At 48.0% G+C, this 22,965-nt stretch carries 23 protein-coding genes; 19 read left to right on the forward strand and 4 right to left on the reverse strand.

Annotated features, from left to right (window positions below):
- Positions 1–58 precede the first annotated feature (58 nt).
- From miaB to lnt, 5 genes are all read left to right on the forward strand, one after another.
- Positions 59–1,483 carry a tRNA (N6-isopentenyl adenosine(37)-C2)-methylthiotransferase MiaB gene (miaB, locus tag CEQ48_RS14090; protein ID WP_089071678.1) on the forward strand — a complete coding sequence of 475 codons (1,425 nt, stop codon included), beginning with the start codon at positions 59–61 and terminating at the stop codon, positions 1,481–1,483.
- 67 nt (positions 1,484–1,550) lie between these two features.
- Entirely contained in the window at positions 1,551–2,654 is a 1,104-nt protein-coding gene (locus CEQ48_RS14095) for a PhoH family protein (RefSeq protein WP_000066204.1), read from the forward strand.
- Positions 2,651–3,115: an rRNA maturation RNase YbeY gene (gene ybeY, locus CEQ48_RS14100; RefSeq protein WP_000021211.1), complete on the forward strand. Its 465-nt coding sequence runs from the start codon at positions 2,651–2,653 to the stop codon at positions 3,113–3,115. Before CEQ48_RS14095 ends, ybeY begins: the two co-directional genes overlap by 4 nt.
- Positions 3,116–3,184: 69 nt before the next feature.
- Positions 3,185–4,060: a CNNM family magnesium/cobalt transport protein CorC gene (gene corC / locus CEQ48_RS14105; protein WP_089071679.1), complete on the forward strand. Its 876-nt coding sequence runs from the start codon at positions 3,185–3,187 to the stop codon at positions 4,058–4,060.
- A 40-nt stretch (positions 4,061–4,100) separates the two neighbouring features.
- Positions 4,101–5,618: an apolipoprotein N-acyltransferase gene (gene lnt, locus CEQ48_RS14110; RefSeq protein ID WP_089071680.1), complete on the forward strand. Its 1,518-nt coding sequence runs from the start codon at positions 4,101–4,103 to the stop codon at positions 5,616–5,618.
- A 54-nt stretch (positions 5,619–5,672) separates the two neighbouring features.
- On the opposite strand, the gene CEQ48_RS14115 is transcribed toward lnt, so the two are convergent.
- Entirely contained in the window at positions 5,673–6,143 is a 471-nt protein-coding gene (locus tag CEQ48_RS14115) for a zinc ribbon-containing protein (protein ID WP_001125919.1), read from the reverse strand.
- Between the two features lie 129 nt (positions 6,144–6,272).
- Between CEQ48_RS14115 and leuS the strand changes: the two genes are divergently transcribed.
- The 13 genes from leuS (at position 6,273) to CEQ48_RS14180 (ending at position 19,376) form a co-directional block, all read left to right on the forward strand.
- Entirely contained in the window at positions 6,273–8,849 is a 2,577-nt protein-coding gene (gene leuS, locus CEQ48_RS14120; protein ID WP_001157864.1) for a leucine--tRNA ligase, read from the forward strand.
- 176 nt (positions 8,850–9,025) lie between these two features.
- Positions 9,026–9,640: an LPS-assembly lipoprotein LptE gene (locus tag CEQ48_RS14125; protein ID WP_089071681.1), complete on the forward strand. Its 615-nt coding sequence runs from the start codon at positions 9,026–9,028 to the stop codon at positions 9,638–9,640.
- A 5-nt stretch (positions 9,641–9,645) separates the two neighbouring features.
- Complete coding sequence (holA, locus tag CEQ48_RS14130) at positions 9,646–10,674, forward strand: DNA polymerase III subunit delta (RefSeq protein WP_001223841.1); 1,029 nt, start codon at positions 9,646–9,648, stop codon at positions 10,672–10,674.
- 68 nt (positions 10,675–10,742) lie between these two features.
- Positions 10,743–11,060 (forward strand): ribosome silencing factor, encoded by a 318-nt coding sequence (rsfS, locus tag CEQ48_RS14135; protein WP_001161137.1) that lies wholly within the window; start codon positions 10,743–10,745, stop codon positions 11,058–11,060.
- A gap of 2 nt (positions 11,061–11,062) precedes the next feature.
- On the forward strand, positions 11,063–11,533 hold the full coding sequence (gene rlmH / locus CEQ48_RS14140; protein ID WP_000701620.1) for a 23S rRNA (pseudouridine(1915)-N(3))-methyltransferase RlmH: 471 nt from the start codon (positions 11,063–11,065) through the stop codon (positions 11,531–11,533).
- Between the two features lie 6 nt (positions 11,534–11,539).
- A complete protein-coding gene (gene mrdA, locus CEQ48_RS14145; protein ID WP_000945987.1) occupies positions 11,540–13,456 on the forward strand; it encodes a penicillin-binding protein 2 in 1,917 nt (638 codons plus the stop codon).
- Positions 13,453–14,574: a peptidoglycan glycosyltransferase MrdB gene (mrdB, locus tag CEQ48_RS14150; protein ID WP_000781440.1), complete on the forward strand. Its 1,122-nt coding sequence runs from the start codon at positions 13,453–13,455 to the stop codon at positions 14,572–14,574. Before mrdA ends, mrdB begins: the two co-directional genes overlap by 4 nt.
- Positions 14,574–15,365, forward strand: a complete 792-nt coding sequence (gene rlpA, locus CEQ48_RS14155; protein WP_001080121.1) for a septal ring lytic transglycosylase RlpA — start codon at positions 14,574–14,576, stop codon at positions 15,363–15,365. Before mrdB ends, rlpA begins: the two co-directional genes overlap by 1 nt.
- A gap of 91 nt (positions 15,366–15,456) precedes the next feature.
- Entirely contained in the window at positions 15,457–16,632 is a 1,176-nt protein-coding gene (locus CEQ48_RS14160; RefSeq protein ID WP_000748292.1) for a serine hydrolase, read from the forward strand.
- Positions 16,633–16,779: 147 nt separating this feature from the next.
- Positions 16,780–17,058 carry a DUF493 family protein YbeD gene (gene ybeD, locus CEQ48_RS14165; RefSeq protein ID WP_000932180.1) on the forward strand — a complete coding sequence of 93 codons (279 nt, stop codon included), beginning with the start codon at positions 16,780–16,782 and terminating at the stop codon, positions 17,056–17,058.
- A gap of 187 nt (positions 17,059–17,245) precedes the next feature.
- The gene (gene lipB, locus CEQ48_RS14170; protein ID WP_000431346.1) at positions 17,246–17,896 is read left to right on the forward strand and encodes a lipoyl(octanoyl) transferase LipB; all 651 of its coding nucleotides are present in this window, start codon (positions 17,246–17,248) and stop codon (positions 17,894–17,896) included.
- Positions 17,889–18,854 carry a lipoyl synthase gene (lipA, locus tag CEQ48_RS14175; RefSeq protein ID WP_000042590.1) on the forward strand — a complete coding sequence of 322 codons (966 nt, stop codon included), beginning with the start codon at positions 17,889–17,891 and terminating at the stop codon, positions 18,852–18,854. Before lipB ends, lipA begins: the two co-directional genes overlap by 8 nt.
- A 195-nt stretch (positions 18,855–19,049) precedes the next feature.
- Positions 19,050–19,376: a hypothetical protein gene (locus CEQ48_RS14180; RefSeq protein WP_001015526.1), complete on the forward strand. Its 327-nt coding sequence runs from the start codon at positions 19,050–19,052 to the stop codon at positions 19,374–19,376.
- Positions 19,377–19,537: 161 nt separating this feature from the next.
- Here CEQ48_RS14180 and glyA read toward each other — a convergent pair whose 3' ends face one another.
- Positions 19,538–20,788, reverse strand: coding sequence for a serine hydroxymethyltransferase (gene glyA, locus CEQ48_RS14185; RefSeq protein ID WP_089071682.1), 1,251 nt, complete (start codon positions 20,786–20,788; stop codon positions 19,538–19,540).
- 339 nt (positions 20,789–21,127) lie between these two features.
- Here glyA and CEQ48_RS14190 point away from each other — a divergent pair, with 339 nt between their 5' ends.
- On the forward strand, positions 21,128–21,724 hold the full coding sequence (locus tag CEQ48_RS14190; protein WP_089071683.1) for a YitT family protein: 597 nt from the start codon (positions 21,128–21,130) through the stop codon (positions 21,722–21,724).
- Positions 21,725–21,879: 155 nt separating this feature from the next.
- Here CEQ48_RS14190 and vpsQ read toward each other — a convergent pair whose 3' ends face one another.
- Both vpsQ and vpsP read right to left on the reverse strand, forming a co-directional pair.
- Positions 21,880–22,314 carry an exopolysaccharide biosynthesis protein VpsQ gene (gene vpsQ, locus CEQ48_RS14195; protein WP_089071684.1) on the reverse strand — a complete coding sequence of 145 codons (435 nt, stop codon included), beginning with the start codon at positions 22,312–22,314 and terminating at the stop codon, positions 21,880–21,882.
- Positions 22,293–22,964 (reverse strand): exopolysaccharide biosynthesis protein VpsP, encoded by a 672-nt coding sequence (gene vpsP / locus CEQ48_RS14200; protein ID WP_089071685.1) that lies wholly within the window; start codon positions 22,962–22,964, stop codon positions 22,293–22,295. Before vpsP ends, vpsQ begins: the two co-directional genes overlap by 22 nt.
- Between the last annotated feature and the right edge of the window lies 1 nt (position 22,965).

The raw sequence follows: 22,965 nt of genomic DNA on the forward strand, positions 1-22,965 counted from the left end.
GCTAGAATGTGAGCTAAAGCTCAAATGATTGAAGAACTATTGAACGAGCGAAAGTGAGATGAGTAAGAAACTGCTAATTAAAACTTGGGGCTGCCAGATGAACGAGTACGATTCATCGAAAATGGCTGACCTGCTTAATGCTGCAAACGGCTATGAGCTGACAGAAATACCCGAGGAAGCTGACGTTTTACTCCTAAACACCTGTTCGATTCGTGAAAAGGCGCAGGAAAAAGTGTTCCACCAACTCGGTCGTTGGAAAAACCTGAAAGACAAAAAGCCCGGTGTCGTGATCGGTGTCGGTGGCTGTGTCGCCACTCAAGAAGGTGACTCGATTCGCGATCGTGCGCCTTATGTGGATGTCATCTTCGGCCCACAGACACTGCATCGTCTGCCAGAAATGATAAAGCAATCGCAAACCAGCGACGCGCCCGTGATGGACATCTCTTTCCCTGAGATTGAAAAATTCGACCGCCTGCCAGAGCCGCGTGCGGAAGGCCCAACTGCATTCGTTTCTATCATGGAAGGCTGCTCAAAATACTGTACTTACTGCGTAGTGCCTTACACTCGTGGTGAAGAAGTCAGCCGTCCAATGGACGATGTGTTGTTCGAGATCGCTCAGCTTGCCGAACAAGGTGTACGTGAAGTTAACCTGCTGGGTCAAAACGTCAACGCTTACCGTGGTGCCACTCACGATGGCGGCATTTGCTCTTTCGCTGAATTACTGCGTTTGGTCGCCACCATTGACGGCATCGACCGTATCCGCTTTACCACTAGCCACCCACTCGAATTTACGGATGACATTATTGCAGTGTACGAAGACACGCCTGAGCTTGTGAGCTTCCTGCACTTGCCAGTACAAAGTGGGAGCGATCGCATTCTGACTATGATGAAGCGTCCACATACGGCGATTGAGTACAAGTCCATCATCCGTAAGCTACGTAAAGCGCGCCCAAATATTCAAATCAGCTCTGATTTTATCGTTGGCTTCCCTGGGGAAACCGATAAAGATTTCCAAGACACCATGAAGCTGATCCGCGATGTCGATTTCGACATGAGCTTTAGCTTTATTTTCTCGCCTCGTCCAGGCACACCCGCCGCTGACTATCCTTGCGATCTGTCGGAAGAAGTGAAGAAAGAACGCCTGTACGAACTGCAGCAGCAGATCAACAGCCAAGCTATGCGTTATTCACGCCTGATGCTGGGTACTGAACAGCGTATTTTGGTTGAAGGTCCATCGAAAAAAGATCTGATGGAGCTGCGTGGCCGTACTGAAAATAACCGTGTAGTGAACTTCGAAGGCTCACCGGATCTGATCGGTCAATTTGTTGATGTGAAGATCGTTGACGTTTTCCCGAACTCACTGCGCGGTGAACTGCTGCGTACCGAACAAGAGATGAATCTGCGTATCGCGACCTCTCCCTCTGAAATGAAAGCGAAGACTCGCCGCGAGGATGAGCTTGGGGTTGCTACATTTACTCCTTAATCTCGTATACACTGTCAATAAGCGTCCGGTCAAAATCGGACGTTTATTGACATACTGAGAGGCAAATTTGAGCAATAAAATCATAACCTTAGAAATTAATTTAGAACCATCCGATAATCACCGACTCGCCAGCCTATGCGGTCCTTTTGATGACAACATCAAGCACCTTGAACGTCGCTTGGGTGTCGAAATCAACTACCGCGGCAACTTCTTCACTATCGTGGGTCAACCTCATACTGCCGCTGCTGCACTCGACATCATCAAAACACTTTACGTTGAAACGGCTCCGGTGCGTGGTCAGATTACCGATATTGAACCTGAGCAAATTCACCTTGCCATCAAAGAATCCGGCGTGCTTGAACAACACAGCGAATCCAGCATTGCTCACGGCAAAGAAGTGTTTGTCAAAACCAAAAAAGGCGTGATCAAACCGCGAACACCAAACCAAGCTCAATACTTGATGAATATGGTGACGCACGACATCACCTTTGGTGTTGGCCCTGCGGGTACTGGTAAAACTTACCTTGCGGTTGCAGCCGCGGTGGATGCGCTTGAGCGCCAAGAAATTCGCCGAATTCTATTGACTCGTCCAGCGGTTGAAGCGGGCGAAAAGCTCGGTTTTCTGCCGGGCGATCTAAGCCAAAAAGTCGACCCTTATTTGCGCCCACTTTACGATGCTCTATTCGAAATGCTTGGTTTTGAGCGGGTAGAAAAGCTGATTGAGCGTAATGTGATTGAGGTCGCTCCGCTGGCGTACATGCGTGGTCGAACCTTAAACGACGCGTTTATTATTCTCGATGAAAGCCAAAACACGACCGTTGAACAGATGAAAATGTTCCTGACGCGGATTGGTTTTAATTCGCGCGCCGTCATTACTGGTGACGTGACGCAAATCGACTTACCGCGCGGCGCGAAATCCGGTCTGCGCCATGCGATTGAAGTGCTCAATGAAGTCGATGAGATCAGCTTTAACTTCTTCCAAGCTGACGATGTGGTGCGCCACCCAGTGGTTGCTCGTATCGTTAACGCTTATGAAAAGTGGGAAGCGCAAGATCAAAAAGAGCGCAAAGAGTATGAGCAGCGTCGTCGTGAAGAACGTGAAAATAAACTACTCGAAATGCAACGCGCGGAAATGACGCTGAGCCACAACAATGAGTCGAATCCCTCATGAGTATTGAACTGGATTTGCAATTGGCAGTCGAAAATGAACATGGGCTACCAAGCGAAGCGGAGTTTGCGTTGTGGCTCACTCGAACCATCACACCGTTTCAGCCACAAGCTGAGGTGACGGTTCGGATTGTCGATGAAGCAGAAAGCCATGCGCTGAATTTGAACTACCGTGGTAAAGATAAACCGACCAATGTGCTGTCTTTTCCATTTGAAGCTCCTCCGGGGATGGAAATGGATCTGCTTGGCGACTTGGTGATTTGCCGCCAAGTCGTTGAGCGTGAAGCCATTGAGCAAAATAAGCCTTTGCAAGCACATTGGGCGCATATGGTTGTACATGGCAGCCTGCATCTGCTAGGTTATGACCACATCGAGGATGATGAAGCCGAAGAGATGGAATCTCTCGAAACCGAAATTATGCAAGAGATGGGTTTTACCGACCCATATCTGGCAGAAAAAGAGTAACCCTTATCCTTTTAGATAAGGCCTATGTGAGCTATCACACATCTGATAGCGTTAGTGAATTGAGACATAATGAACGAAGACAATTCTCAGAATTCGGAAGGTCCGAGTAGAAAGTCCTTCTTTGAACGCCTAAGTCAACTTTTTCAGGGAGAGCCGAAAGATCGCCAAGAGCTGGTCGATGTGATTCGCGACTCTGAAGTCAATGACTTGATTGACCATGACACCCGCGACATGCTCGAAGGTGTGATGGAAATCGCCGAGATGCGCGTGCGCGATATCATGATCCCACGCTCACAAATGGTCACTATCGATCGTACTCATAACCTAGATGCTTTGGTTGCCATCATGACGGATGCGCAGCACTCGCGTTATCCAGTGATTAGCGAAGATAAAGACCATGTGGAAGGCATTCTGCTTGCGAAGGACTTACTCAAATATCTAGGCTCTAACTGTGCCCCATTCAACATCCAAGAAGTGATCCGCCCTGCGGTCGTGGTTCCGGAAAGTAAACGGGTTGACCGTCTGCTCAAAGAGTTCCGTGAAGAGCGTTACCACATGGCGATTGTGGTGGATGAGTTTGGCGGCGTATCTGGCCTAGTCACCATTGAAGATATTCTGGAAGAGATCGTCGGCGACATCGAAGATGAATTCGACGACGAAGAGCAAAAAGACATTCGCCAATTGAGCAAACACACCTTCTCAGTAAAAGCGCTCACCACAATTGAAGACTTTAACCACACTTTCGGCACTAAATTCAGTGATGAAGAAGTGGATACGGTCGGTGGTTTGGTGATGACGGCATTCGGCCACTTACCCACGCGCGGTGAAGTCGTAGACATTGCAGGCTACAACTTCAAAGTGACAGCGGCGGATAGTCGCCGAGTGGTGGCTCTTCAAGTGACCGTTCCCGATCTGGAAGCCCTTTCGCACGTTGCGGAAGAGTAGTCCCCACTCTCTTACTAAGTAAGAGTAAAGAAAAGAGACGATGAACAGCGTATTATCTCATCGCCTAATGCGGCCGCTTGCGGCCGCTTTTGTTGGCGTCATAACTCCTCTGGCTTTTGCCCCGTATCAATTTTGGCCTTTGGCTCTACTCAGCCCATTTATCCTACTGCTTCTGCTCCACCAACAAAGCGCCAAGCGAGCGGCTTTGATTGCTTATCTCTGGGGGATTGGCCAATTTGCGGTGGGTATCAGTTGGGTACACGTCAGTATTGATACCTTTGGTGGCATGCCCAAAATCGCTAGCCTGTTTTTAATGACTCTATTGGTCGGCTATCTGGCGCTTTATCCAAGCCTTTTCGGCTGGCTACTTAATCGCTTGTTTCCGAACAACTCACGCAGTAAATGGCTGTGTGCTGCCCCAGCTTTGTGGCTGATTACCGATTGGCTACGTGGTTGGGTGATGACAGGTTTTCCTTGGCTGTGGCTTGGTTACAGTCAAATTGATAGCCCTCTTGCCAACTTTGCCCCCATCGGTGGCGTAGAGCTCATCACGCTGTTATTGCTGTTTTGTGCTGGTAGCTTAGCTTATGCCGTCCTTAATCGCCGTTGGCTGATGGCTTGCATCCCTCTTGTGGTTTACGCAACCGGTTATGGCCTCCAAGCGATGCAGTGGGTCACCCCACAAACTGAGCGCACAGCCTCACTGGCCTTGATTCAAGGAAATATCGAACAGGGATTGAAATGGCTGCCTAGCCAGCGCTGGCCAACCATCATGAAATACACCGATCTTACTCGCGAAAACTGGGATGCCGATGTAATCATTTGGCCAGAAGCGGCGATCCCCGCTTTTGAATATGAAATCTCCTCATTTCTGCATAATCTTGATGCTGCGGCACGTATGAACCAAAGCGCGGTGATTACTGGCATCATCAATCAAAGTGAAGATAAGCAGTACTTCAATAGCGTGCTGACCGTCGGTGATACGCCTCATGGCGAATACCGTTATGATCTGACTCAGCGCTACCATAAGTACCACTTGTTACCTTTTGGCGAATTCGTGCCGTTTGAAGAGATCCTGCGTCCATTAGCTCCATTCTTTAATTTGCCGATGTCCTCCTTTAGCCAAGGGGCTTACGTGCAACCGAATTTGATTGCAAAGGGTTTCGCATTTGTTACCGCACTCTGCTACGAAATCATCTTCAATGAGCAAGTACGCGATAATGTGACGCCGGAAACCGACTTCCTACTGACGCTTTCGAATGATGCTTGGTTTGGTCGCTCAATTGGCCCGTTACAGCACATGGAAATCGCTCGCATGCGCGCCTTAGAATTGGGCAAGCCGCTGGTCCGCTCCACCAACAATGGAGTGACGGCCGTCACCGATGAGCGTGGACGCATTATGGCTCAGCTGCCACAATTTGAAACTGGCGTGCTAAAAGCAACGGTCACCCCGACTCGCGGTAGTACACCTTACTTCCTATGGGGCACAACGCCACTCTACCTCTGGGTAGGCTTAGCGGCTGGGTTCGCTTTCTGGCGCCAGCGCCGGGCTAGATAAGTAAAACAAAACGGGAAGTTATCTTCCCGTTTTTTATTGCAGCGCTTTATCCAACTAAGGTTTCAGTGGTTGGCGGCTAAACGCTTTACCGCCACATTGCGAACAGGGTTCAATTTCCGTTGGGTGATTAAATTCGGTTTTATGACCGCACTGATCACAGATCAACACGCCCAAACCAATCATATCTCCCGCCTGATACAAGCCTTGGTGTTCTAAATCAGCAAACAGCTCGACCCATTCCACTTTGGTGCGGTCGGTAATATCCAGTAGCCCCTGCCAGATGGAATTAGTGATCATCAGATAGAATGGGCTGCTTTTGCTTTGCTCAAAACTTTGCGAGAACTCTTTAAGGTCAGCTTTTACATAAGCGGAGATCAGCGCAAGCTCATCCTTGGTCAAATCATTCGCCGCATCGACATATTTCGCAGAGGATTCAACGATCTCATTCACGCCATCTGGGCTGTGTTTGAGTGTTTCCACTACCTCTTCCAGTAAGGCTTCATAACTTGCTTTCTGTTTTGGCATCTCTCACCTCTCTCAAGCCTGATGGCTGCCGGATTAGCTATTGTTGTAACCCCCTGCTTTCTGTATTCTATGCCGAACCGAAAGACTTCGTTCCTACTGAACTCACAAATTCCAAGATGGATGTCATCGATGCAAGAGCAATACAACCCGCAAGATATTGAACACAAAGTTCAACAGCACTGGGACAACAACAAAACCTTCGTTGTAAGTGAAGACCCAAATAAAGAAAAATTCTACTGTCTTTCCATGTTCCCTTATCCAAGTGGCCGACTGCACATGGGTCACGTGCGTAACTACACCATCGGTGATGTAGTCTCTCGTTTCCAACGTCTGCAAGGCAAAAACGTACTGCAACCTATTGGTTGGGATGCTTTTGGTCTGCCTGCTGAAAACGCAGCGGTAAAAAATAATACTGCGCCAGCACCTTGGACATACGAAAATATCGAATACATGAAAAACCAGCTCAAGCTACTGGGTTTTGGTTATGACTGGAATCGTGAATTCGCGACTTGTCGCCCTGAGTACTACCGCTGGGAACAAGAGTTCTTCACTAAGCTGTTTGCAAAAGGTTTAGTGTACAAAAAAACCTCATCAGTCAACTGGTGTCCAAACGACCAAACGGTTCTGGCTAACGAGCAAGTGGAAGATGGCTGCTGCTGGCGTTGTGACACTCCGGTTGAGCAAAAAGAGATCCCACAGTGGTTTATTAAGATCACCGCTTATGCTCAAGAGTTGCTTGACGATCTGGATAACCTAGACGGTTGGCCTGAAATGGTTAAAACCATGCAACGTAACTGGATTGGCCGCTCTGAAGGTGTGGAACTGAAATTTGCCGTTAAAGGTGAAAACACCGATCTTGAAGTGTACACCACGCGTCCAGATACTCTGATGGGGGTTACTTATGTCGGTATCGCTGCAGGCCACCCTCTAGCGACAAAAGCGGCAGCGAATAACCCAGCCCTCGCCGCCTTCATCGATGAATGTAAAAACACCAAGGTTGCAGAAGCTGAAATCGCGACCATGGAAAAGAAAGGCATGGCGACAGGCCTAACCGCGATCCATCCTCTCAACGGCCGTGAAGTACCTATCTATATCGCGAACTTCGTGTTGATGGATTACGGTACTGGTGCGGTAATGGCTGTGCCTGCGCACGACCAACGTGACTTTGAATTCGCCACCAAATATGGCCTAGACATCATCCCTGTGATTAAGCCTGCCGATGGCAGCGAGCTGGATGTGTCTGAAGCGGCTTACACTGAAAAAGGTGTTCTTTTCGCTTCTGGCGAATTTGATGGTTTGGATTTCCAAGCTGCCTTTAATGCGATTGCTGCCAAATTGGAAGCCGAAGGCAAAGGTAAGAAAACCGTTAACTTCCGTCTGCGTGACTGGGGCGTGTCTCGTCAACGTTACTGGGGTGCTCCAATCCCAATGGTGACCACTGAAGATGGTCAAGTACACCCAGTACCAGCAGACCAGCTGCCCGTTATCCTACCAGAAGATGTGGTGATGGATGGCGTTACTAGCCCAATCAAAGCCGATAAAGAGTGGGCAAAAACCACCTTTAACGGTGAGCCAGCACTGCGTGAAACCGATACCTTCGACACCTTTATGGAGTCTTCATGGTACTACGCGCGTTACTGTTCACCACAGGCTGATGACATCTTAGATCCCGAAAAAGCCAACTACTGGCTGCCGGTTGATCAGTACATCGGTGGTATTGAACACGCGTGTATGCACTTGCTCTATTCACGCTTCTTCCACAAACTGCTGCGTGATGCTGGTTATGTGAAGAGTGATGAACCGTTCAAAAAGCTGCTGTGTCAAGGTATGGTACTGGCAGATGCGTTCTACTACACCAATGACAAAGGTGGTAAAGAGTGGGTGTCGCCAACTGAGGTTAAAGTAGAACGTGATGGTAAAGGCCGCATCGTTTCTGCGGTGGATGCCACAGGCCGTCAAGTTGAACACTCAGGCATGATCAAAATGTCTAAGTCGAAAAACAACGGTATCGACCCACAAGAGATGGTCGATAAATACGGCGCTGACACAGTACGTCTGTTCATGATGTTTGCTTCACCAGCGGATATGACGTTGGAATGGCAAGAGTCTGGTGTTGAAGGTGCAAACCGCTTCCTGCGCCGCGTATGGAAACTGGTGCGTGAGCACACTGAGCTCGGCCAAGCTCCCGCTTTGGATGCTTCAGCACTGAATGCAGACCAAAAAGCGCTGCGCCGCGATGTACACAAAACCATCGCTAAAGTGACGGATGACGTAGCACGTCGCCAAACGTTCAACACAGCGATTGCGGCAATCATGGAGCTGATGAACAAGCTGACGAAAGCGCCGATGACCGAAGCGCAAGATCGCGCGATTCTGGATGAAGCACTCAAAGCCATCACGCTCATGCTTTACCCAATCACACCGCATATCTGTTTCGAAATGTGGGTGGCACTGGGTCAAAGCAATATCGATACGGCAAGCTGGCCGACGTACGATGAAGCCGCACTGGTCGAAGATGAAAAGCTGATCGTGCTGCAAGTCAACGGCAAACTGCGCGGTAAACTCACTGTTGCTGCCGATGCTACTCAACAACAGGTTGAAGCGCTCGGTATGCAAGATGAAAACGTACAGAAGTTCATTGATGGCCTCACCGTACGTAAAGTGATTTACGTACCGGGCAAACTGCTGAACATCGTTGCCAACTAACTCACATTTTATCGATGAGTCACTAAGCCATGAGAACACTCGCTGAACTGATGGCTTATTTTAATGTCAGTAAACAGGGTTCACCCTGTTTACTTATCTCAGCTTATCGCACAGCAAGCTTTCGCTCTTGGTGAGCTGAGATAAGTATTTTGCCTAATAACGAGACTGAAGCATCCATGCGTAACACTCTTTTCCCTACTTTGAAATGGTCACTCTTGGTTCTGATGACAAGCTTACTCACGGCTTGTGGTTTCCACTTGCGCGGTGATTACGATATTCCCCAAGAACTCTCTCGTATGTCACTGACCAGCTATGACCAATACAGCACCTTTACTCGTATGGTGCACCGTCAGTTACGTTTGAATAAAATCGATCTGCAAGCTCCAGCAGAAGATCTACCTAATCTACATCTACTCAGTGAAAGTACTGGTGAACGCACCCTATCGCTTTATCAAAACACGCGTGCAGCCGAAATTGAGCTGACCTTTGTCGCAAGCTATCGCGTCACCGTACCTGATCTGGGCAGCCGCACCTTTACCACTAGCGTAACGCGCAGCTACTTAGATAACCCTCTAACAGCCCTAGCAAAATCCGTTGAGCGTGACATGATTGAAGATGAAATGCGCAAGCTAGCTGCCAGCCAAATTGTGCGCCAGATGGCACGTTTAAAAGCAGACTTTGCACGTAAAACGTTGGATGATGAAAGTATTGAAGGCGAAGGGATCACTGACTATCGCGTTGATACGCAAGAAGTAGCCAACCCAGTGTCAACAGAAGGCAGCAGTGAGTAGTTTCGATGCGCATTTACGCTGAAAAACTGGCTGAATCACTGCACAAAACGCTCTATCCGATTTACCTCGTATTCGGTAATGAGCCACTGCTGCTCCAAGAAGCCAAAACCGCCATCGAAAAAACGGCACAAGCGCAAGGTTTTTTGGAAAAACACCGATTTAGCGCGGATGCCGGGCTTGATTGGAACGCGGTGTATGACTGTTGCCAAGCACTGAGTCTGTTTTCATCTCGCCAACTTATCGAAATTGAGATCCCAGAATCTGGGGTCAATGCTCAAACGGCAAAGGAACTTAGCGCACTGGTAGGCCAACTTCACCAAGACATTCTCTTGCTGGTGATTGGCCCCAAACTGACTAAGGCGCAAGAGAACGCAGCTTGGTTCAAAACGCTTGCGCAGCAAGCCTGTTGGGTTAACTGCCTCACGCCAGAATTGAGCCGTTTACCTCAGTTTGTTCAGCAGCGCTGTTTTGCCCTCGGTTTAAAACCGGATGCCGAAGCGGTACAAATGTTGGCGCAGTGGCATGAAGGTAATCTCTTTGCATTAGCCCAGAGTCTCGAAAAATTAGCGTTACTCTACCCCGATGGTCTACTGACTTTAGTGCGCTTGGAAGAGTCGCTGAGCCGCCATAACCATTTCACGCCTTATCACTGGATGGATGCGCTATTAGAAGGCAAAGCCAACCGAGCTCAGCGTATTTTGCGCCAGCTCATGCTCGAAGAGAGTGAGCCAATTATTCTGATCCGCACCGCGCAAAAAGAGCTCACTCAACTGCTTAAATGGCAACAAGAGCGCCAACAGCTGGGTAATTTGGGGAGTCTTTTTGATCGCTATCGTGTCTGGCAGAATCGAAGACCACTCTACTCTGCCGCTTTACAGCGCTTACCGAGTCGCGCCCTACTTCGGTTGGTTGGAATATTAACTCAGGCTGAATTACTGGCAAAAACGCAATACGAACAGCCAGTATGGCCAATCTTGCAGCAACTAAGCCTTGAATGCTGCAATCCTCAGGCAAACCTACCTTTGCCTCACTAAAAGCGTGATATACTGCGCCCTTTTAAGCGAAAGCTGTATTTTATTGATGATTTTCAGAGGACATTCTCTTGCAAGGTGAAGCACTTAAAGACTTTCTTTTCGACAAAGCTGACGACATGAAGGCGGTCGATATCGTAACTCTAGATGTAAAAGAGAAATCCAGCGTTACTGATTACATGATTGTCTGTACTGGCACATCCAAAAGACATGTCGCCTCTATCGCTGAACACGTGGCCAATGAAGCCAAACTTTCTGGCCTGCAACCACTGGGTATGAACGGCGAAAATGAAGGTGAATGGGTCGTTCTGGATATGGGTAGCGTAATGTTGCATGTGATGCAAGAAGCGCCACGCGAACTCTATCAATTGGAAAAACTCTGGGGTTAAGTGTGAAGATTCAACTGATCGCCGTCGGTACTAAGATGCCTAAATGGGTCGAAGAAGGCTTCCAAGAGTATCGTCGTCGCTTCCCTCATGATATGCCTTTGGAATTGGTAGAAATTACCGCCGGTAAACGCGGTAAAAATGCTGATATTGCGCGTATCTTACAAAAAGAGGGCGAAGCGATGCTGGCCGCAGTGCCCAAAGGCAATCGAATCGTCACCTTAGATATTCCCGGCAAACGTTGGGATACGGAAGAGCTCGCAGTACAGTTGGAAAGCTGGAAACTGGATGGGCGTGACGTGTCGATCCTGATTGGTGGACCAGAAGGCCTTGCGCCCGCCTGTAAAGCCGCTGCAGACCAAAGTTGGTCTCTTTCTCCACTGACCTTGCCTCATCCACTCGTGCGCGTGGTGATGGCAGAAAGTTTATATCGTGCGTGGAGCATTACTACTAACCACCCTTACCACCGAGAATAGAGTGACATGTTACGCCAGCATACCCCTATCCGCGACCATCAAGCCGAAACGCATCTGTTTCGTAATCGTGCCATCGTCTCTTTTGTCGGGATCTTGATCTGTATGGGTCTGCTGGTGACCAACTTGTACAATATTCAGATCAACCAATATCAAGACTACAAAACGCGATCCAACGATAACCGCATCAAAGTCGTTCCGATTGCGCCTAACCGCGGGCTGATTTTTGACCGCAACGGTGTGCTTCTGGCGGAAAACCGTCCGGTATTCAACTTAGAAGTGATCCCAGAAAAAGTGCCAAATATGGAAGAGACCATTGCGCGCTTACAACAACTCATAGAGATCAGCCCAGAAAAGCTTGCCGCCTTTGAAAAGGAACGCAAACAGACTCGCCGCTTTAATTCTGTACCGCTACTGACTCAGCTTACCGACGATGAAGTGGCGAAGTTTTCCGTTAATCAACATAAATTCCCCGGCGTTTCGGTCACCGCTAACCTCAAACGCTATTACCCCTATGGCGAAGTACTGACCCACGTGATTGGGTATGTATCGCGGATTAACGATAAAGATCTCGAACGCTTGGACAAAGAAGGTAAAAAAGCCAACTACCAAGCCACCCGAGACATCGGCAAACTCGGGATTGAACGCTATTATGAAGACTTACTGCACGGTACCGCTGGTTATCAGGAAGTCGAAGTCAACAGCCGTGGCCGTGTCATTCGCACCCTTAAATACGTCCCACCCATTCCGGGAAAAGATATCGTGCTCAATCTCGATATCGAACTTCAGCTCTATGCCTACAAGCTGCTCGAAGGTCGCCGCGGCTCGATTGTCGCTCTCGATCCTAAAGATAATGGCGTGCTCGCCATGGCATCGAGCCCAAGTTACGACCCCAATGCATTCGTGCATGGTATTTCAGGTAAAGCCTACAGCGATTTACTCAATGACAAACGTCGTCCATTAGTAAACCGCACCACGCTTGGCATTTATCCGCCGGGGTCAACCGTCAAACCGTTTATTGCGGTGTCCGCACTGCAAGATGGGATCATTACACCCAATACCACCCGTAATGATCCGGGTTACTGGCGCATTCCCAATACCGATACTCGGCCTTTCCGCGACTGGCTACGTTGGGGCCACGGCCGGGTAGACATCATTAAATCTCTCGAAGAATCGGTAGATACCTTCTTCTATCAAATCGCCTATGACATGGGGATAGATAAACTATCCAGTTGGATGATGCGCTTTGGCTTTGGTGATCTGACGGGGATTGATATTTACGAAGAGAGTAAAGCCAATATGCCAACACGCGAGTGGAAAATGGCACGTCACAAAGTGCCTTGGTATCAAGGTGACACCATTCCGGTTGGGATTGGGCAAGGCTATTGGACTGCCACACCGATGCAAATTGCCAAAGCGACGTCGGTTTTAGTTAACCACGGTAAAGTGATTGCCCCGCATCTGCTGCGTGCCACCATAGATAATGGTGAACAGTTCTCAACCCAAAAAGAGACCGAGTACACCACTTACCCGCCGATTGATGGCGTGCCGAAAAAGTATTGGGACATGGCTATCCATGGCATGTATCTGGTTAACCATGGTGCTAAAGGAACCGCACGTCGCGCCTTCCAGAATATGCCTTACGAAAGTGCGGGAAAATCAGGGACAGCGCAAGTATTTGGTCTGGCGGAAGGCCAAAAATATAACGCAAGTGAGTTAGCAGAGCACTTACATGACCATGCTCTGTTTACGGGCTTTGCCCCTGTCAAAGATCCCAAAGTTATCGTCACCTTCGTATTGGAAAATGGCGGTGGCGGCTCCAGTAATGGTGCGCCAGTCGTGCGACAAATTTTCGATCACGTGATTTTGGGCAAAAAAGAAGAAGAGCCAAAAGCAGAATCAAAAGAAGAGGTAATACAGCCATGAAGATGGATCCTGCAACCGGACAAAACCGGGCGCTGTTTGAGCGTTTTCATATTGATCTGCCTCTACTGCTTGGCGTTCTTGCCCTAATGGGATTTGGCTTAGTGGTGATGTACAGCGCCAGTGGTCAGAGCCTAGCGATGATGGATCGCCAAGCCATGCGCATGGCCATGGCTCTCATCATCATGGTGATTCTGGCGCAAATTCCACCGCGTACCTATGAGAGTGCTGCGCCTATCCTATTTTTTTGCGGCGTCATATTGTTGGTGTGTGTACTGCTGTTTGGGGAAATATCCAAAGGCGCGCAACGTTGGCTAGATCTCGGTTTTGTCCGTTTTCAGCCTTCAGAACTGCTCAAACTCGCCGTACCTTTGATGGTGGCACGTTACATCGGCAAACATGCACTGCCTCCTTCGTTCAAAACCTTATTCGCCTCGTTGGTAATGGTGTTCGTTCCAACCATTCTAATTGCGAAACAGCCCGACCTTGGCACCTCAATTTTGATTGCAGCCTCAGGCATTTTTGTAATCTTCTTGGCGGGCATTAGCTGGAAGCTGATTACTGCAGCGGCCGTGGCCATCGGCGCTTTTGTGCCTGTGCTGTGGTTCTTCCTGATGCACGAATACCAAAAAACCCGCGTGCGTACTTTGTTCGATCCTGAATCTGACCCCCTTGGCGCTGGCTATCACATCATCCAAAGTAAAATTGCGATTGGTTCAGGTGGCTTGTCAGGAAAAGGCTGGTTACACGGCACACAATCACAACTTGAATTTCTTCCTGAACGACATACTGACTTTATCTTTGCAGTCATTGCCGAAGAATGGGGTATGATCGGCATCTTAGTCCTACTCAGCCTCTATTTATTTATTATTGGTCGTGGACTTTATCTCGCTAGCCATGCACAAACGTCCTTTGGGCGTATGATGGCTGGCAGTATCGTATTGAGCTTCTTTGTTTATGTGTTTGTGAACATAGGCATGGTAAGCGGAATTTTACCCGTGGTGGGTGTTCCACTACCACTGATTAGTTATGGTGGAACGTCGATGGTGACACTGATGGCCGGTTTCGGTATTTTGATGTCCATCCATACGCACCGCAAAGCGTTTTCGAAGACGATTTAATGAACCGAATTTATTTATACTTACTGCTCGTTTTAATCCTCGCTGGATGTAGCTCTCCGGGGGGGCGCTATGATATGTCTGACGATCAAGCACCCGATACACCACTGTCTGTCGAACATATTGAAGATGCACATCCGCAATATGAACCGTACAGCTTCGGGGGTAATAAAGATTACAATCTGCGTGGTAAGAGCTATCGCATCATTAAAAACCCTAAAGGTTTTACCGAAAGTGGCAAAGCCTCTTGGTACGGCAAAAAATTCCATGGCCACCTCACCTCAAACGGTGAGATTTACGACATGTACTCGATGACGGCAGCGCATAAAACGCTACCGATTCCCAGTTATGTCAAAGTGACCAATACGGACAATGGCAAATCGACCGTGGTAAGAGTCAATGACCGTGGGCCTTTCCATGATGGAAGAATCATCGACCTTAGCTATGCAGCCGCCTATAAAATTGGGGTGGTCCAAGCAGGAACCGCCAATGTGCGCATTGAAGTGATTACCGTCGATAAACCCACTAAACCGCGCCCGAAAAGTAAAAACAACGCCCTCGAATATGTGATTCAGGTGGTTTCATCACAACATATCGAACGCGTGCGAACTTTAGCGCAAAACCTCGGTCAGAACTTATCGGCACCGAGCTTCGTCGAGAGTACAAATAATACGCATCGCTTATTCCTCGGGCCATTTACTGACGATGACCTGACGCAGACTTTACTTGAACAAGTAAAATCCGCAGGCTATGACAGCGCATTTATCAAGACGATTAATAAACGTGCTAAATGACCACTCAAACCTGACCTGAGTCTATCTGGTCTGGTTTGAGACGTTATTTTTGTTAAGATTACGGACACTTAAGTAGAACTAAGCATTCACCATGAAAAAATCAATCCTCAAATCTGTGTTAGCGTCTTCTATTACGCTTTCTATCACGCTAAGCAGCACTGCTTTCGCCTCTCCTATCGTGACACCAGACGCACCACAAATTGCCGCTAAAGGCTATGTACTGATGGATTACCATTCAGGAAAAGTGTTGGCTGAAAAAGAGATGGATACCAAACTCTCTCCTGCCAGCCTAACCAAGATGATGACCAGTTACGTGATCGGCCAAGAAGTAAAGCGTGGCAACATCTCGCTAAATGACGATGTAGTGATCAGCAAAAATGCTTGGGCGAAAAACTTCCCTGATTCTTCGAAAATGTTCGTTGAAGTCGGAACCACGGTTAAGGTCAGCGATCTCAACCGCGGTATCATCATCCAATCGGGTAATGATGCGTGTGTAGCGATGGCAGAGCACGTAGCAGGAACGGAAGATGCGTTTGTTGACCTGATGAACGCTTGGGCAAGCTCACTTGGGATGAAGAATTCGCACTTCACTAACTCTCACGGTTTGGACGATCCTAATCTTTACTCTACGCCATACGATCTGGCTCTACTTGGCCAAGCTCTGATCCGTGATGTGCCTGAAGAGTACGCGATCTACTCCGAGCAAAAATTCACCTACAACGGCATAACTCAATACAACCGTAACGGTTTGCTTTGGGATAAAAGCATGAATGTGGACGGCATTAAAACCGGACATACGAGTGGTGCTGGCTATAACCTCGTGAGCTCTGCTACAGAAGGCAACATGCGCTTGGTTGCTGTGGTGATGGGTACTGACAACGAAAACGCGCGTAAAGCGGAAAGTAAGAAGCTACTGAGCTACGGTTTCCGCTTCTTTGAAACCGTGGCACCACACAAAGCGGGTGAAACTTTCGTGAATGAAACCATCTGGATGGGCGATAAAGACACGATTGCACTCGGTGTTGATAAAGATACTTACGTAACTTTGCCACGCGGACAGGCCAAAGATCTCACCGCCAGCTTTGTACTTGAAAAACAATTGAAAGCACCGCTGAAGAAAGGCGATGTCGTCGGCACACTTTACTATCAATTAGCTGGTAACGATATTGCTCAATACCCATTGCTCGCACTGGAAGATGTGCAAGAAGGTAGCCTATTTAGCCGCCTATGGGATTACTTGGTTCTGCTGTTCAAAAGCTGGTTTTAAACCGTTCAGCCAGTAAAGCCAATACTGTCTAAAGAGATTTATCTCCCCAAAAGCCGCTTCGTGCGGCTTTTTTGTGAGCTTGAGATCATGCCCGAATGGCTGTAGTATTTCGTCCCGTTTTTCCAATGCTCAAACTGGAGTTTCACCATGCTGAACATCAACTCTGATGCGAAATTAAAAGATCTGCTCGAATTCCCATGCTCCTTTACTTACAAAGTGATGGGACACGCTAAGCCTGAGCTGCCAGAACGTGTGTTGGAAGTGATTCAACGTCATGCTCCTGGTGACTACAGCCCGCGCGTTAAACCCAGCGCTAAGGGTAACTATCATTCGGTGTCGGTGACCATTCACGCGACCTCGATTGAACAAGTAGAGATCCTTTATAAAGAGCTCGGTGAAATCGATATCGTGCGTATGGTTCTGTAAAACCTCGCTATTATTTTATTTATTCAAATATTTTTGAAAGCAGCTTAGGCTGCTTTTTCTTTATTTTTCAAAAAATTAACAAAACCACCTTGTTATCAGGGTCAAAAAGTTCCCCCTGATGTGTAGTTCATTACAGGTAAGCAGTTTATAATCGAAAAACTTTATATATCTCTGGCGGATGACAATAATGGAAAACCAGCTATTGGTGAGACGCCTTGGCAGACAGGACTACACTCCCGTTTGGCAGGCAATGCATCAATTCACTGATCAACGTGACTCCACAACGCGTGATGAAGTGTGGCTTGTCGAACACAATCCCGTGTTTACTCAAGGACAAGCCGGCAAAGCTGAACACCTCCTCAATACTGGAGATATTCCTGTTGTACAAAGTGATAGGGGTGGGCAAGTCACCTACCACGGACCGGGGCAATTAGTCGCCTATTTTCTGATTGACCTACGCCGTAAAAAGCTCGGCGTCCGTGAATTAGTGACACACATTGAAAATTTGGTTATTCACACCTTAAAACATTATCAAATTGAGTCAGCCGCACGACCCGATGCCCCCGGAGTTTACGTACAAAATAGAAAAATCTGCTCTTTAGGTTTGCGTATCCGTAAGGGATGCTCTTTCCACGGACTCGCACTCAATATTCAGATGGATCTTGCTCCATTTTTACGTATTAACCCTTGTGGGTATGCTGGAATGGAGATGATTCAAGTGAGTGACCTGCATCCGGTCAGCATGGAACAGGTTGAAAAAGTATTAATCCAAGAACTCGTTACTCTACTGGACTACGAGCAAGTCGAATTCAGCACAGAAGCATACAATCATGAGTAAACCAATTCAGATGGAACGCGGCGTTAAATATCGTGACGCCGACAAAATGGCTTTGATTCCCATCAAGAACATGCCGACAGAGCAGAAAGAAGTTCTGCGCAAACCAGAATGGATGAAGATAAAGCTACCTGCGGATAGCCAGCGCATTCAAGACATCAAGGCCGCCATGCGTAAAAACAATCTTCACTCAGTCTGTGAAGAAGCCTCCTGCCCTAACTTGGCTGAGTGTTTTAACCATGGTACGGCGACCTTTATGATTTTAGGTGCTATCTGTACCCGTCGCTGCCCATTCTGTGACGTTGCCCATGGCCGCCCCAATGCACCAGAAGCGGAAGAGCCGAAAAAGCTTGCACAAACCATTCACGATATGAAGCTCAAGTACGTGGTAATTACTTCGGTGGACCGTGATGACTTGCGTGATGGTGGTGCACAACATTTCGCCGATTGTAACCGTGAAATTCGCGCTTTGAATCCGCACATCAAGATTGAAACCTTAGTGCCTGATTTCCGTGGTCGTATGGAAGTGGCTCTTGAGGCCTTAAAAGACAATCCGCCCGATGTGTTCAACCACAATTTGGAAACCGCACCACGCTTGTATCGTAAAGTGCGCCCAGGCGCTAACTATAAGTGGTCGTTAGAACTGCTGCGTCAATTTAAAGAGCAGCATCCTCATGTACCGACTAAATCCGGTTTGATGATGGGCTTGGGTGAAACTAAAGAAGAGATCGTCGAAGTATTGAAAGATCTCCGTGCTCATGGCGTCACCATGCTGACTCTTGGCCAATATCTCGCACCAAGTCGCCACCATCTGCCGGTTGAACGCTACGTGCCACCCGCAGAGTTTGATGAGCTGAAAGAGATTGCTCTAGAGCTCGGCTTTACTCATGCAGCCTGTGGACCCTTTGTACGTTCCTCTTACCATGCTGACTTACAAGCCAAGGGTTTAGAAGTCAAATAAGCCTCCTCATCAAGCCTGCACCTCGCAGGCTTGATGCTTTTCACGGGGATGAGATCCTTCACCATAATCTCAACCGATTCCCCGATTTAACCTTGAATCCTACGCTTGGCTTCTATAGGCTTAGGCTAAAGTTTCGATTAATTTTCGCTCGCCCGATGGTGCTTTTGAGTGAATCCTGACCACAAGGAAATAATAATGAATCATATCGGCTTATTTGCCCTCACTGCTGCAGCGCTATTGGCTGGTTGTTCCTCGAATACCCAGCAAGATAACTATCGTGAAGCCTCTTTTGAGTTGTGTAATACCGAAGTGAACATTTACTCAGTCAGCGATGATGGCCAAGTACGTATTGTGTGCGCTGATGGTGCAAAGTTTGCCCTGAAAACCGAGAAAACTCTCGATATCATGCGCGATATCAACGTGGATTATTGTGATGGGGAAGGCTTAGGTAAGTTTACCGAAAGCAACAAGTACTACATGTTCAAGTGTAAATCCGGCACCATGATCAGTGTCAGTAAGTAAATACTGACGCCATTGACCAAACAATCACCACCGCTAAAAGCGGTGGTTTAGGGATGACAACAAAAAGCCTGCGAACTTCGCAGGCTTTTTTATCAGGACAACCTAACCAAAGAAAGTTGCAACCATGGCGTTGCAACTTCACATGGTTGGGGTTTTAACGCTTAAGCGTAAACAGGCAGACGTTGACAGATCGCCAATACTTTTTGTTTCGTCGCTTCAATCACACCTTGATCATTGATGTTGTCTAGAACATCACACATCCAGTTAGCGAGATCTTTTGCGTCTTGCTCAGTAAAACCACGGCGAGTGATTGCAGGTGTACCGACACGGATACCTGAAGTCACAAACGGGCTGCGTGGGTCATTTGGTACCGAGTTCTTGTTAACCGTGATATTGGCAGCGCCCAGAGCGGCATCTGCTTCTTTACCTGTGATGTTTTTATCAATCAGATCAACAAGGAACAAATGGTTTTCCGTGCTGTTAGAGACGATCTTGTAACCACGTTCTTGGAACTGAGCCACCATGGCTTTGGCGTTTTTCACCACACGCGCTTGGTAAGCTTTAAACTCAGGTTCCATCGCTTCTTTGAATGCCACCGCTTTTGCTGCAATCACGTGCATTAAAGGACCACCTTGGCCGCCAGGGAATACCGCTGAGTTCAGTTTTTTGTACATCTCCTCGCCGGCATTTGACAAAATCAGGCCACCGCGTGGACCAGCCAGCGTTTTATGCGTCGTAGTCGTAACAACGTGTGCAAAAGGCACTGGGCTTGGGTAAACACCCGCCGCAATCAAGCCCGCAACGTGTGCCATGTCAACAAACAGGTAAGCATCCACTTTATCGGCGATTTCACGCATGCGTTTCCAATCTACGATTTGTGAGTAAGCCGAGAAGCCACCGATGATCATCTTAGGCTTATGTTCCAGTGCCAAGGATTCCATTTCGTCGTAGTTAATTTGGCCCGCTTCATCGATGCCGTAAGGGATCACATTGTAGTGTTTACCCGAGAAGTTAACCGGTGAACCGTGAGTCAAATGACCACCGTGAGCAAGGCTCATACCTAGCACTGTGTCACCTGGGTTGAGCAGCGCCATGTACACCGCACTGTTCGCTTGTGATCCTGAGTGCGGCTGAACGTTCGCGTATTCACAGCCAAACAGTTGGCAAGCACGATCAATCGCTAAAGCTTCTGCTTTGTCCACGTACTCACAACCACCATAGTAACGCTTACCTGGATAACCTTCGGCGTACTTGTTGGTCAGTTGAGAACCTTGTGCTTGCATTACACGCGGGCTGGTGTAGTTTTCTGAAGCAATAAGTTCAATATGTTCTTCTTGACGAAGCGTCTCTTCCTGAATGGCAGCGTATAGCTCCGGATCGTAATCAGCGATGTTCATATCACGCTTAAGCATCTGTATCTCCTGACTCAGATTGACTGAAATTGCAAAAAAACCACACAATGACTCAACGCAAACGTTTTCGTCATCACATTATGGCGCGCATTCTACATAATTTGATCTTTATCATAAAGCCCAAATTCATGAATTTATCATGCAGTTTTTTCATAACCACTATGACAGCGTTCTTGCTGTAGGGATAAACCTACCTAAACAACAAAACTGTCAATTTTTTGCTTTACACCCTGTAAAGCGGATGTGACATAGGTTTACCTCAATTTTTCATCCCTAGCTACCGAAAATATCCGCTTTTCATTAACATCCGCGCCATTCTCTCTCCTGATAACGGAATTTATGGAAAAACATTCACATAAAGAAGATTGGATCGCGATTCTAACTGGGACATTTCTTGTCGCACAGGGCGTCTATTTTCTACAAGCGGGGCAACTGCTAACCGGAGGAACCACAGGATTAGCGCTGTTAATGACCCAATTTTTGCCACTGACCTTTGGCGTGCTTTATTTTCTCTCGAATTGCCCATTTTATCTGTTGGCTTGGAAGCGCTTTGGTGCTCGTTTTGCGTTTAATAGCGCGATTTCCGGCGCTTTAGTCTCGATCTTTGCCGATCATCTGGCCATGTTGATTACTCTTGAAAAAGTGAATGTGGTTTATTGTGCGGTAGCCGGAGGGCTATTGATGGGCTTAGGGATGCTGATTTTATTTCGTCATCGCTCAAGCCTTGGCGGCTTTAATGTGCTGTGCCTCTTTATTCAAGACAGATTTGGCATCTCAGTCGGGAAAAGTCAGATGGCGATAGATGGCTTAATCTTGCTCGCCTCGTTCTTTTTTGTTTCTCCACTGACCATAGGTTTATCGATTTTGGGGGCGTTTTTACTCAATGTCGTGCTGGTAATGAATCACAAACCGAGCCGTTATCGCGTCATCTATTAGTCTGTTCTGCTAGTTATACCAAAACTACTTGGAGTTGCAGGTAGGAGGCAAGAGAGTGAATCCCCATGAGCATAGATAAACACTGTGATTGGGGTGAGCGAACGTAGCCAACACCGCTGCAGCTTCAAGTAGGAAGGGTATAGTGAAAAGAAAGTCTAATAAGGCTCTCTTTGCTTACGTTGGAGTAAACCCGCGAGCATAGTGTTGATCACGCTGGCCAGTGTCACCCCAATGAAACTGGCTAAGATGTCTTGAATAGAAAAAGTGCGAAGTGGTGTGAAGGCTTGAATACCTTCATCAATCAAGCAGCAAATCGCCACCAACAGGCCAGTGACGATGATCATCTTATAGCTGTGGCTCGTGGCAGAAAGCACTCGATACAGCGCCAACGTCAGCAACATGGCTAATAGGCCATGCAAATGGGTATCTCCCCCCACTGCCCTTTCTAATTGGTAAACATAATCGGCATGCCAGCCGGAAGATTTCAACCAAGAAGCCAAAGCCGTCGACAAGGCTAACAAGCCAAACAACACCAAAGAAACTGGACGCTGTTGATAGATTTGACGGCCTATTTTAAGACGCTGTTGCAAATGGAAATCTCTAATTTGGGCTCACGGCGTGAGGCTAAAGTGCAAGCCAGTTTGAACTGATGCGCCGATTTTAGGTAATCCGCCAAAAGGTGTCGACTGTTTTTGCCGTCTAGTCCGCGCGCCAGATGTTCAATCACCAACCACTTTTGTTCACTATCCCACTGTTTCCAGTGTGCTAACCCCACCTGCGAGATGGCAATATTCACGGCTGGTGTATACGGCCCATACCGGTCAGCATTGCGCATAAATTTATCGAGAGAGTCCTTGCTCGAATGAGGCTGCGTTGCATCATGAGCAGATAACTGAGCTTCAATCTTTAACAATTCAGCCCAAGTGTCAGGCCAAGTTGGGCGCCGCTCGGCACTGTCCAGAAACGCGGTTTTAGCCGCATGCAACGCTTGCTGCGTATCTTGCTCCTGAGCAAGATACGCTTGCCACTGAAAAATCCGTCCCTGTAAAAAATAATACTGCGGATGTTCAGGGCTATACTCAATCGCACTCTTGATAGCCTTGTGCGCATCATCCACGGCCGAGAGCGTCGCCGGAGAATGATTCCAAGCTAGCAGAGCCTTCTCAGCGGTAACACCATACAAGGAGGCGATCCCTTGTTGGAAGGCGAAATAGATCACCCACAACGCAGAACTCGCCACC

Origin of the sequence: Vibrio tarriae (assembly GCF_002216685.1) — a bacterium.
In the GTDB taxonomy this organism is placed as follows: domain Bacteria; phylum Pseudomonadota; class Gammaproteobacteria; order Enterobacterales; family Vibrionaceae; genus Vibrio; species Vibrio tarriae.

Excerpts from the sequence above, each read along its gene's own strand:
- miaB (WP_089071678.1), top strand. The coding sequence starts at position 59 with ATGAGTAAGAAACTGCTAATTAAAACTTGGGGCTGCCAGATGAACGAG.
- ybeY (WP_000021211.1), top strand. The coding sequence starts at position 2,651 with ATGAGTATTGAACTGGATTTGCAATTGGCAGTCGAAAATGAACATGGG.
- corC (WP_089071679.1), top strand. The coding sequence starts at position 3,185 with ATGAACGAAGACAATTCTCAGAATTCGGAAGGTCCGAGTAGAAAGTCC.
- lnt (WP_089071680.1), top strand. The coding sequence starts at position 4,101 with ATGAACAGCGTATTATCTCATCGCCTAATGCGGCCGCTTGCGGCCGCT.
- CEQ48_RS14115 (WP_001125919.1), bottom strand. The coding sequence starts at position 6,143 with ATGCCAAAACAGAAAGCAAGTTATGAAGCCTTACTGGAAGAGGTAGTG.
- leuS (WP_001157864.1), top strand. The coding sequence starts at position 6,273 with ATGCAAGAGCAATACAACCCGCAAGATATTGAACACAAAGTTCAACAG.
- CEQ48_RS14125 (WP_089071681.1), top strand. The coding sequence starts at position 9,026 with ATGCGTAACACTCTTTTCCCTACTTTGAAATGGTCACTCTTGGTTCTG.
- holA (WP_001223841.1), top strand. The coding sequence starts at position 9,646 with ATGCGCATTTACGCTGAAAAACTGGCTGAATCACTGCACAAAACGCTC.
- mrdA (WP_000945987.1), top strand. The coding sequence starts at position 11,540 with ATGTTACGCCAGCATACCCCTATCCGCGACCATCAAGCCGAAACGCAT.
- mrdB (WP_000781440.1), top strand. The coding sequence starts at position 13,453 with ATGAAGATGGATCCTGCAACCGGACAAAACCGGGCGCTGTTTGAGCGT.
- rlpA (WP_001080121.1), top strand. The coding sequence starts at position 14,574 with ATGAACCGAATTTATTTATACTTACTGCTCGTTTTAATCCTCGCTGGA.
- CEQ48_RS14160 (WP_000748292.1), top strand. The coding sequence starts at position 15,457 with ATGAAAAAATCAATCCTCAAATCTGTGTTAGCGTCTTCTATTACGCTT.
- ybeD (WP_000932180.1), top strand. The coding sequence starts at position 16,780 with ATGCTGAACATCAACTCTGATGCGAAATTAAAAGATCTGCTCGAATTC.
- lipB (WP_000431346.1), top strand. The coding sequence starts at position 17,246 with ATGGAAAACCAGCTATTGGTGAGACGCCTTGGCAGACAGGACTACACT.
- lipA (WP_000042590.1), top strand. The coding sequence starts at position 17,889 with ATGAGTAAACCAATTCAGATGGAACGCGGCGTTAAATATCGTGACGCC.
- CEQ48_RS14180 (WP_001015526.1), top strand. The coding sequence starts at position 19,050 with ATGAATCATATCGGCTTATTTGCCCTCACTGCTGCAGCGCTATTGGCT.
- glyA (WP_089071682.1), bottom strand. The coding sequence starts at position 20,788 with ATGCTTAAGCGTGATATGAACATCGCTGATTACGATCCGGAGCTATAC.
- CEQ48_RS14190 (WP_089071683.1), top strand. The coding sequence starts at position 21,128 with ATGGAAAAACATTCACATAAAGAAGATTGGATCGCGATTCTAACTGGG.